Origin of the sequence: Kitasatospora sp. NBC_01250 (assembly GCF_036226465.1) — a bacterium.
GTDB lineage: Bacteria > Actinomycetota > Actinomycetes > Streptomycetales > Streptomycetaceae > Kitasatospora.
In genome coordinates, this window is record NZ_CP108476.1 from 1,112,658 (window position 1) to 1,123,838 (window position 11,181).

General features: G+C 69.8%; 6 protein-coding genes. 2 read left to right on the forward strand and 4 right to left on the reverse strand.

Features of this window, described 5'->3' with window-relative positions; all coding sequences use genetic code 11:
* Positions 1–53: 53 nt before the first annotated feature.
* Positions 54–758 carry an NAD(P)H-binding protein gene (locus OG500_RS05015; RefSeq protein ID WP_327065136.1) on the reverse strand — a complete coding sequence of 235 codons (705 nt, stop codon included), beginning with the start codon at positions 756–758 and terminating at the stop codon, positions 54–56.
* A gap of 138 nt (positions 759–896) precedes the next feature.
* On the opposite strand from OG500_RS05015, the gene OG500_RS05020 reads away from it, so the two are divergent.
* On the forward strand, positions 897–4,976 hold the full coding sequence (locus tag OG500_RS05020; protein ID WP_329577000.1) for a trypsin-like peptidase domain-containing protein: 4,080 nt from the start codon (positions 897–899) through the stop codon (positions 4,974–4,976).
* 113 nt (positions 4,977–5,089) lie between these two features.
* A complete protein-coding gene (locus OG500_RS05025) occupies positions 5,090–6,100 on the forward strand; it encodes an alcohol dehydrogenase (RefSeq protein ID WP_329577003.1) in 1,011 nt (336 codons plus the stop codon).
* A gap of 52 nt (positions 6,101–6,152) precedes the next feature.
* On the opposite strand, the gene OG500_RS05030 is transcribed toward OG500_RS05025, so the two are convergent.
* From OG500_RS05030 to OG500_RS05040, 3 genes are all read right to left on the reverse strand, one after another.
* Entirely contained in the window at positions 6,153–7,691 is a 1,539-nt protein-coding gene (locus OG500_RS05030) for a hypothetical protein (protein WP_329577006.1), read from the reverse strand.
* Positions 7,692–7,756: 65 nt separating this feature from the next.
* On the reverse strand, positions 7,757–9,478 hold the full coding sequence (locus OG500_RS05035; RefSeq protein WP_329577009.1) for a hypothetical protein: 1,722 nt from the start codon (positions 9,476–9,478) through the stop codon (positions 7,757–7,759).
* Between the two features lie 34 nt (positions 9,479–9,512).
* Complete coding sequence (locus OG500_RS05040; RefSeq protein WP_329577012.1) at positions 9,513–11,138, reverse strand: hypothetical protein; 1,626 nt, start codon at positions 11,136–11,138, stop codon at positions 9,513–9,515.
* Between the last annotated feature and the right edge of the window lie 43 nt (positions 11,139–11,181).

Below are 11,181 nucleotides of genomic sequence, written 5' to 3' on the forward strand. Positions count from 1 at the left end.
CGGCGAGAAGCAGTTCGGGCAGAGAATTTCACGCACAAAGATCCCCTGGGCGATCAGGAGTTCGTACGCTCCGTATGCTCCGTCAGGCGGTTGATGTCCTTGGTGCGCAGGATCCGGCGCGTCGCATCGGCCCCGGGCGGGACGACGCCGGGCGTGGCCACCGCGATCATCGCGCGGCCCATCTGCTCGCTGGTGGTGACGAGGTTCGGTGCGACCTTGCGCAGCAGCGGGATGAGCGGTCCGAGCACCGAGTAGCCGACGCGGTAGAGGCGGGTCTTGGAGACCACCCCGTGCTGCGGCAGCACGACGCCCGGGCGGAACGCGAAGGCCCGGAACGGCAGCCGCAGCAGCTCGTTCTCCGTGCGGCCCCGCACCCGGGCCCACATGACCCGGCCCTGCTCGGTGCTGTCCGCGCCCTCCCCGGAGAGGTAGACGAAGGTCAGCCCGGGATTGGCGGCGGCCAGGGTACGGGCCACCGCGAGGGTCAGGTCGTGGGTGATCCGCCGGTACTCCGCCTCCGGCATCCCGACCGCGGAGACCCCCAGGCAGAAGAAGCAGGCGTCGTAGCCGGCCAGTTCGGCCTCCAGCCCGGACAGGTCGGACGGGTCGGAGCGGAGCACCTCGACCAGCTTGGGGTGCTCCTGCTGCACCGGGCTGCGGCCGATCACCAGCACCCGCTCGACCGCGTCGTCCCGCAGGCACTCGCGCAGCACACCCTGACCGATCATGCCGGTCGCCCCGAAGAGAATGACGTTCACCCGCCCCACCTTAGGGCTGCCCGGTGCGGTTCGGGCGTACCGTCCGCCGCCGGGTCCCGGGCCGTTGACGAGTTGTACGCTGTCCTCCCACGGCCGACGGAGGGGGAGGGCCGAGATGACCTCTGCGCCGGTTGCGGAGTGAGTGGCGAGCAGCGCGCCGTCCGACGCCCCGCCTCGGACGGCTGGGTGACCTCGATCCACGCCTCGGCTGCCGGCGACGCCCTCGGCTCGGGTTTCCTGATCGACGAGCGCCGGGTGCTGACCTGCGCCCATGTCGCCCGTCCGGCCGGGCGCCCCGAGGGCGAGCTCTGGGTCGCCTTCCCCAAGCTGCCCGAGCTGATGACCCGGCGGATCCAGGTCGAGCAGGTCGTGCTGCCCGAGGCGCGGTTCCAGGCCGTCCAGCCCGATCTGGCGGTCCTGGTGCTCGCCGAACCCGCTCCCCCGCACGCCGCGGCCCGGCTGCGCCGGCCGACCCCCGACGACCTGGTCGGCAGGACCTGGTGGTCCTTCGGCTTCCCGAACGGCCGCCTGCTCGGCAACTCGGCCGACGGCGGCGTCGGCGAGTCGCTCGGCTTCGGCTGGGTGCGCCTGGACACCGGCTCCCGGTACCCCGTCCGGCCGGGCTTCAGCGGGGCGGCGCTCTGGTCACCTGAGTACGACGCCGTGGTGGGGGTGCTCGGACAGGCGAACGGGGAGCACGGCGACGCCCAGGCGATCACCCTGTGGATGGCCGACCTCTGCCTGCCCGAACAGAAGCTGGCCCGGCTCACCGAGTGGTCGGCGGAGGCCGCCGGCGAGGGCGCGCTGGCCGCCTGGGGGTGGCGGCTGGACAGCGACCCGGAGGCCCGCCGGCACTGGCGCCCGCGCGCCCGCGGGGTGAGCACCGACGCCGAGCGCGGCTTCCGGTTCCGCGGGCGCACCGCCGCGCTGGGCGAGATCGTGCGCTGGCTGGACCGCGGCGCCGAGCGGCAGGCCCTGGTGGTGACCGGCTCGCCCGGCGTGGGCAAGTCGGCCGTGCTCGGCCGGATCGTCACCACCGCGGACGCCGCCATCGCCGCCGCCCTCCCGCCGCAGGACGACGCCGTGCGGGCCCCGCTGGGTTCGATCGCCTGCGCCGTGCACGCCAAGGGCAAGACCGCGCTGGCGGTGGCCGAGGAGATCGCCCGGGCCGCCTCGGCGGCGCTGCCCGCCGTCGCCCAGGACCTCGCCCCGGCCCTGCGCGACGCGCTGAGCGGCCGTCGGCACCGCGACTTCAACGTGGTGATCGACGCCCTGGACGAGGCCGCGAGCCCGCTGGAAGCCCGCGCGGTGATCACCGCCGTCGTGCAACCGCTCGTCGAGACCTGCTCCGACCTGGGCGTGCGGGTCGTACTCGGCAGCCGGCGCCGGGACAACGGCGGCGGGCTGCTGACCGTCTTCGGGACGGCCAGGCACGAGATCGACCTGGACGACGCCGCCTACTTCGCCGAGGCCGACCTGGCCGCCTACGCGCTGGCCACCCTGCAACTGGTCGGCGACGAGCGCCCCGGCAACCCCTACCAGGACGAGCGGGTGGCCGCCCCGGTGGCCGCCCGGATCGCCGCACTGGCCGAACAGAACTTCCTGATCGCCGGCCTGGTCGCGCGCACCCACGGCATGGCCGACCGGGAACCGGTGGCCCCCGCCGCGGTGGCGTTCACCCCGACCGTGGACGCGGCGCTGCGCGAGTACCTCAAGCTGCTGCCACCGGTCGCCGGCTGCCCGGCCTGGGACGCGCTGACCGCGCTCGCCTACGCCGAGCCGCCCGGCATGCCGCTGACGGTGTGGCAGGCCACCATCGGCGCGCTCTACGGCATCGCCCCCGGTGAGGAGGCGCTGCGGGCCTTTGCCCGCTCCTCGGCGGCCAACTTCCTGGTGGAGGCCAGCGACACCGGCAGCGACCGCCTCTTCCGGCTCTTCCACCAAGCCCTGAACGACGCGCTGCTCGGCGCCCGCGCCGACCTGGACGCCACCCAGGGCGACGAGCGCGCCCTCACCCGCACCCTGCTGGGCCTGGGCCGCTCGCTCGGCTGGGACCGGGCACCGGCCTACCTGCGCCGCGCGCTACCGGGCCACGCCGCGCGCGGCGGCCTCATCGACGACCTGCTCACCGACGACGCCTACCTGCTGCACGTCGACCTCACCCGGCTGATCCCACAGGCCTACCTCGCCGGCCGGCCGGCCGCCCGCCACCGGGCCACCCTGCTGCGCCGCACGCCGCGCGCCATCGCCGCCGGCCCGGCGGAGCGGGCCGCGATGTTCACCGTCACCGAGGTCCGCGAGGGGCTGCCGCGGGGCGACTACGCGGGTGAGGTCGCCGGCGTCCCCTACGCGGCGCAGTGGGCCTCGGTGACGACCCAGCAGGCCGAAGCCGTGCTGGAGGGCCACCAGGGCGAGGTCATCGCGGTCTGCGAGATCCCCACCGAGGGCCGCTCACTGCTGGCCAGCCTGGACGAGTCGGCGGTCCGGATCTGGGACCCCGCCTCCGGCGAACTGCTCAGCATCCTCCCCGGCCAGGAGAGCCGGATGAACGCCCTCTGCACCGTGCCGACCGCCGCCGGCCCCTGGCTCGCCACCGCCAACGCGGACGGCACGGTGCGGCTCTGGGACCCGCTCACCGGCCACCGCCTGCACGCGCTGCACGGGCACACCGGCGAGGTCCGCCACCTGTGCGCCGTGCGGGCGGACGGGCGCGAGCTGCTGGCCAGCGCGGGCGAGGACCGGACAGTGCGGCTCTGGGACCCGGTGACGGGGCACCAGGTCGAACTGCTGGAGGGGTACGTCGGGCCGCTGGTGCCGCTGGGCGAGGTCTACGGGGCGGCGGCGGACGAGGTCCTGGTGACACGCACCGAGGACCGGGCGGCGGGGGTCTGGCAGGCCGGCACAGGCTCGGTCCGGCACTTCGTCACCGGGCGCAGGTCCACGGACGTCATGTGTGACGTGCCCGCCCACGACAGGGGACTCATCGCCGGCGGCCGGGACACGGCGGTGAGGATCTGGGACCACCGCACGGGAGCGATCCTGCGGACCCTGGTCGGTGCGACCGGCGGGCTCACGGCGCTCTGTGCCGTTCCGGTTCCGGCGTTCAACGCGGTCGTCGTCGCCGGCACCGCGCGTGGCAACCTGGTGTTCTGGCAGGCGGACGGCGGCGAGCCGATCGGCGCTCTGCACGGCCACCTCTCCGCGGTGAAGAGCGTCTGCACCGTCCGGGTCAACGGCCGGGCGATGGTGGTCAGCGGCGGCGCGGACCGCACGGTGCGGATCTGGCACCCCGACGTCCGAAGGCGCTCCGGGAACCGCCTTGAACAGCCCGTCCAGGCGGCAGCCCTGGCCGGCGTCGAGATCCGCGGCAGGACCGTTCTGGTCTCTGCCGGAGGCGACCAGGAGGTCCGGTACCTCTCGGCCTCCGACGGCGAGCCGGTGCAGGTCCCGCACGCCGGTCCGCCCAATCTGCTGATGCTCTGTCAGAGCCGGGTCGACACCCGCCCGGTCCTGGCCGGTTCCGGGCGCAAGGACCGCGGCGCCTGGCTCTGGCATCCGATGTCGGGCCGCGAGCGCCTGCTGATGGGCGTGATGGACCCGATCCGGAGCATCCACCCGATCCGCCGGAGACTCGCCACCGGCCACCTCGACGGCACCGTGCGGATCTGGGATCCGCAGAACAGCAGGACGCTGCACCAGCTCAAGCAGCAGCCGACCGCCGTCCTGGCCCTGTGTACGGTGGACCTCCCGGACCAGTTGCTGCTCGCCGCCGGCACGGAGAACGGCACGATCCTGCGGTGGCGGCTGGACGACGTCGCTCCGCTGGACCCGCTCACCGGTCACGCCGGCCCGGTCCAGGCACTCTGCCTGCTGCCCGGCGATGGCCCGCCCCTCCTCGCCAGCGGGTCCGCCGATCACACCGTCCGCCTCTGGGACCCGCTGCGCGGCGACGAGCTGCACACCCTGCACGGCCACAGCGCCCCCGTCACGGCCGTGCATCCCGTCCGGCTCGGCGACCGCCTGCTGCTCGCCAGTGCGAGCATCGACCGGACCGTGCGCCTCTGGGACCCGCTCGCCCCGGTCTGCCTCGCCGAGATCCCCGTCTACTCCCCCGCTCACGCCCTCACCACCGCCGCGGGCAACCTCGTGGTCGGTCTGGCCGACGGCCTGCTCGCGCTGCGGCCCGATCCGGGCGTGCTGGGCGATCCACCTGCATGACGGTCCGTCATATCTCCTCGTCGGCACGCGAAATCCCGCAGCTCGGCAACCCCAGCGGCTATGATCACGCCGCCTGAGTCCGCGCCGCCGTCGCCACCCGAGGGAGAGCAGTCATGAGCCTGTCCACCATGAAGGCCGTGCAGGTCATCGAGGCAGGAAAGCCGTTCACGCTCGTCGAACTCCCGGTCCCCGAGCCGGGCCCCGGCCAGGTCCGCCTGCGGGTGCGCGCCTGCGGGGTCTGCGGCGGTGAGAACATCGCGCGGCTCGGCCTGCTCGGCGTGCGGCTGCCCCGGGTGCCCGGACACGAGATCGCCGGCGAGGTCGACGCGGTCGGTGCCGGGGTCACCGCCTGGCAGCCCGGCGACCGGGCCGGCGTCGGCTGGCACGGCGGCAGTTGCTTCACCTGCGACCCGTGCCGCCGGGGCGACTTCGCCAACTGCGCGGCGGGTCGGATCGTCGGCGTGACCTACGACGGCGGCTACGCCGAGTACATGGTCGCGCCGCAGGACGCCCTCGCGCGGATCCCCGAGGTGCTCTCCTTCGAGGAGGCCGGGCCGCTGATGTGCGCGGGCATCACCACCTTCAACTCGCTGCGCAACAGCGGCGCCCGCCCGGGCGACACCGTCGCGATCCAGGGCATCGGGGGCCTGGGCCACCTGGCGGTGCAGTTCGCCGACAAGATGGGCTTCCGCACGGTGGCGATCAACCGCGGCCGGGGCAAGGAGGAGATCTCCCGCCGCCTGGGTGCCGACGAGTACCTCGACAGCGAGGAGGGCAGCACCGGCGAGGCGCTGGCCAAGCTCGGCGGCGCGGTTGCCGTCATCTCGACGGTCGGGAGCAGCCCCGCCCAGGCCGACCTGATCCAGGGCCTGGCCCCCAACGGCCGTCTGATCGTCCTCGCCAGCGACCGCGCGCCGATCGCGGTCAACCCCGACCTGCTCGTCTTCGGCCGCCGCGGCGTGACCGGCTGGTACAGCGGTCACGCCAAGGACAGCGAGGAGGCGATGGCCTTCGCCGCCCTCAAGGGCGTGCGACCCATGGTGGAGACGCATCCGCTGGAGACGGCGGAGAACACCTTCCAGAACATGAACAAGGCCAAGTACCGGGCGGTGCTGATCCCGTAGTACGGGCTCGGGCAGGCCTGGGCCGACCTGGGCCGACCCGGTCCAGGTCGGGCTAGCGGTGGGCGATCTTGAACTTGGAAGCGCCGTCGTAGCTCCGGTAGAAGGCCGCGGGGCCACTGACGTTGGAGTTGTCGGAGTGGCTCTGCTTCCCTGAGCCGTTGAGGAACTTCCCCGTGAAGTAGAGCGATTCGAGCGAAACGCTGTCGCCGGCGAGGATCACCGCCCGGTTGCCGCTCTTGATGGCACCCGTTGCGGTGACCGCGCCGGCAGTCGTGAGGCCGCCCGCGGTCTGGTTGATGCTGTTCAGCAGCTCGATCGCACTGTTGACGGTGGACTTGATCTTGGTGACGCTCAGGACCTTTCCGCTCGCGAGCGTGACGTCACCGGCGGACAGTGTCTGGTCCGACTTCACCGTCAAGCCGCCGTTCGCCGTCACCAACCCGGACGCCGTCACCGTCGTCGCCGACACACCACCGTTCGCCGTCACCGACTTCCCCGACGGCACCGTCACCCCACCATTCGCCGACACCAACCCCGACGCCGTCACCGTCGTCGCCGACACACCACCGTTCGCCGTCACCGACTTCCCCGACGGCACCGTCACCCCACCATTCGCCGACACCAACCCCGACGCCGTCACCGTCGTCGCCGACACACCACCATTGGCCGTCACCGACTTCCCCGACGGCACCGTCACCCCACCATTCGCCGACAGCAGCCCGGTTGCGGTGAGCGTGCTCTCCGCGGTCAGGGTGCTCTTGGCGGTCAGAGCGCTGTTGGCGGTCAGCGTGTTGACCACGACGTTGGGGGTGTTGACGGTCAGCGAGGCGGTCAGGAAGTAGTCCTGCCCGTCGAGGGTCGCCTTGAGCGTGAAGTTGGCGTTGTCGTCCAGTTGCGGCGTCGTCCACTTCCGGTTCGCGAAGTTGGCCTGGTTGCTGTCGCTCGTCTCGGTCCCGTCCGCCTTCCGGTAGTACATCGTGTACACGATGCGGTTGTCGGAGGGCGCGTCCCACAACAGGTCCACGGCCAGGCCCCGGTTGATGACCACCGACCGGGGATGCAGGCTGCGGAAGAAGAACTCGTCGTTCCCCTTCTTGACCTTCACCTGCCCGGTGCGCTTCTGGTAACTGTCGTCCGCCCCCGTCGTGGAGGTCGTCTCCTCGATGTCGAGGTCCACCGTCCCGATCGACGGGTTCACCTCGATCCCCGACAACGTGAAACTCACCGCCCACGTCCCGTCGAACACCGCCGTCGTGTCCGGCACGAACGAGAACACCGCCTCATTCGGATCCGTCGTATCCGCGTCGACCCACCACTCCGTCCCCTGCGCCTCGCCGTGCACCTTGCTCACAGCGGTTGCGATCAACGACGGTTCGACCGTCAGATCGGCCCCCGAGACCCCGGTCGGCACCTTCAGCGTGATCCCCCGGCAGTACACCTTCGACGTTCCGGCCGGCAGGTCCCGCCCGAAGCGCAGCACCACCGTCCCGTACTCCAACTCGTCCATCGTGCTCACCCGCAACGGGCTGGGGACGGTGCCGCGAGCGGGCTTGAGCAGATTCGTCTCCGCAGGCGATGCAGCGGCGTTCACGAGTGTCCCTTCCGAAGCAGTGGCACGATCGCACTGATCAACGCTTGTGGATGGTCAGGTTGCATTCACTCCTGGGCATCGGCATCTCCGTCGGGATCAACGACGGTGGGATTGTTCGATGACCGGTATCCCAGTGTCCACCTGGACCGCAGGTTGTTGACGGGGGCGTCGTTGATCTTGCGCACGACATTGCCCTGGTCCTTGGTCGAGCTGCCGTCGTTGTCCCAGAGGTAGCCGTTCTGTGCCCACCCCGCTTTGAGAGTGACACTGTCGCCGTCCCGCAGAACCCTCTTCCCACCGACGACGATGTTCCCTTCGGTGGGAACATTCGCCGCCGGGCCGATCTCGACCTTGGGGTATGTCCAGTTCGGATGGTGGGACTTGGCGACGAACGCGTCGGCCACCGCGAGTTGGCCGCCGCCCAGGGGGATGGTGATGTTCTTTCCCGCGGCCATGGTCAAGTGGCCATGAGAATTGAGGGCACCGTGGAGATTGACGGTGGCCTCCGCCGCGGTGTCGAACCGGCCCGTCTTCAGCCAGATGTACCCAGTGGCCCCAGGATCCACAGTGACGTTGCTGTTCGCCTGGATCGGCCCATTCGTGGTGAGGGTCTTGCCGGTCGCAACGGTGAGGCTTCCGCGCACATTGATCGTGCCGTTGGCGACCGTCGGATCCACCCAAGTGACCTTGAGGGTCCTGTCCTTGTCGATCGTGACGTCCCCAGCGCTGAGGGTCCTGTCCTTGTCGATCGTGACGTCCCCAGCACTGAGGGTCTTGTCCGCCTTGATCGTGACATTGCCGTTCGCCTGGACCGGGCCGTTCGCCGTGAGCGTCTTGTTCGCCGCCACCGTGACATTGCCGTTGGCGTTGAGGACACCGTAGAGGTTGACGGTGGCCTCCGCCGTGGTGTCGAACCGGCCCGTCTTCAGCCAGATGTACCCGTTGGCCCCGGGGTCCACCGTCACGTTCCCACTGGCACTCAGTGAATTGACCACGATGTTGGGATCGTTGACCGTCAGGTAGGTGGTCAGGTAGTAGTCCTGCCCGTCAAGCGTCGCCTTGAGCGTGAAGTTGGCGTTGTCGTTCAGCACCGGCGACGTCCACTTCCGGTTCGCGAACTTGGCCTGGTTGTTGTCGTACGTCTCCTGCCCATTGGCGCCCCGGTAGTACATCGTGTACTGGATCCGGGTGTCGGCCGGCGCATCCCACAACAGGTCGACGGTCACGCCCCTCCCGATGACGGTCGTCCGAGGACGCAGGCTGCGGAAGAAGAACTCATCGTTCCCCTTCTTCACCTCCACCTGACCGGTGCGCTTCTGGTAACTACCGTCCGCACCCGTCGTGGACGTCGTCTCCTCGACCTTCAGATCCACCGTCCCGATCGACGGATTCACCTCGATCCCCGACAACGTGAAACTCACCGCCCACGTCCCGTCGAAGACCGCCGTCGTGTCCGGCACGAACGAGAACACCGCCTTGTTCGGATCCGTCGTGTCCCGATCGACCCACCACTCCGTCCCCTGCGCCTCCCCCTCCACGATGCTCACCGCCGTCGTGATCAGCGACGGCTCGCGGGTCAGATCCGCACCCGACACCCCGGTCGGCACCGTCAACGTGATCCCCTTGCAATACACCTTCGACGTCCCCGACGGCAGATCCCGCCCGAAGCGCAACACCACCGTCCCGTACTCCAACTCATGCATCGTGCTCACCCGCAACGGCGACGGCACCGTCCCCCGCGCCGGCTTGACCAGGTTCGTGTCCGCCGTGGGCGTGTTGGCTGTCATGGCTGTCCTTCCGAAGCGGGGAGGGGCGTAGCGGTCACAGGGAGATGCTGCCTGCTCCGAACGGGATCCAGATCAACCACGCTGACTTGTAGTCGCTTCCGCTGTCCCCGCCGGAGTCGCCGAACCAGACAGTGCACGACTTGCCCTTCCGGATACCGAGCATGGTCGTCTCGCGCCCGTCGCGCGGCGGGGAGTTGAACTTCAGGGCGGATGCCCGCGTGGTCCTTCCCTCGGAGGTGATCGTCACCATCGGATTGCGGTTGCCACCATCACTGTGGACAAGCGCGATCGCGAGACCCGAGGTCGGAGCAGTGAAAGTCTTGGAGCTGTTCCACGTCAGCGACCAGCTCTGCGGGGCGCCGAGCAGGTCGGTCGCTCCCTTGGCCGCGAGCGTGCCATTGACGGTGAGGGTTCCGTTCACATTGACGGTGAGGCTTCCAGTGGTGATGCCACCCGCCGTCTGGTTGATGCTGTTCTGAAGCTCGATCGCACTGTTCACCGGGGACTTGATCTTGCTGACGCTCAGGACCTTTCCGTTCGCGATCGTCACCTCACCGGCGGACAGCGTCTTGTCGGACTTCACCGTGAGACCGCCGTTCGCCGTCACCAGGCCGCCGGCAGTCACGGCACCTGTCGTCACGGCACCCGCGCTCAGCGGGCCTGCGGTCAGCTTCTTGTCGGCGGAAACCGTCAGGTTTCCCCGAACGGTGACTGTGCCGTTGGCGACCACCGGATCCACCAAGGTGACCTTGAGCGCCTTGTCCGACTTGATGGTGACGTCATTGTTGGCCTGGACAGGACCGTGCGTGGTGAGCGTCCCTGCAGCCGCCACCGTGACGTTGCTGTTGGCGTTCAGCGTGTTGACCACGACGTTGGGGTTGTTGACAGTCAGCGAGGTGGTCAGGAAGTAGTCCTGCCCGTCCAGGGTCGCCTTCAGCGTGAAGTTGGCGTTGTCGTCCAGCACCGGCGACTTCCAGACCCGGTTCGCGAAGTTGGCCTGGACGTTGTCACTCGTCTCGGTCCCGTCCGCCTTCCGGTAGTACATCGTGTACGTGATCCGGTTGTCGGCCGGCGCCTCCCACAGCAGGTCCACCGTGCTGCCGCGATTGATGACGACCGAACGAGGGTGCAGGCTGCGGAAAAAGAACTCGTCGTTCCCCTTCTTCACCTCCACCTCCCCGTTCCGCTTCTGGTAACTGTCCTCCGCACCCGTCGTGGACGTCGTCTCCTCGACAGCCAGGGTCACCGTCCCGATCGACGGATTCACCTCGATCCCCGACAACGTGAGGCTGACCGCCCACGTCCCGTCAAAGACCGCTGTCGTGTCCGGCACGAACGAGAACACCGCCTTGTTCGGATCCGTCGTGTCCCGATCGACCCACCACTCCGTCCCCTGCGCCTCCCCCTCCACGATGCTCACCGCCGTCGTGATCAATGACGGCTCGCGGGTCAGATCCGCACCCGACACCCCGGTCGGCACCGTCAACGTGATCCCCTTGCAATACACCTTCGACGTCCCCGACGGCAGATCCCGCCCAAACCGCAACACCACCGTCCCGTACTCCAACTCATGCATCGTGCTCACCCGCAACGGCGACGGCACCGTCCCCCGCGCCGGCTTGACCAAGTTCGTGTCCGCATTTGGTCCACTGACGGTCATGATGGTGCCTTTCTAAGTAGCGACGGGGGTCCACCTGTTGCTC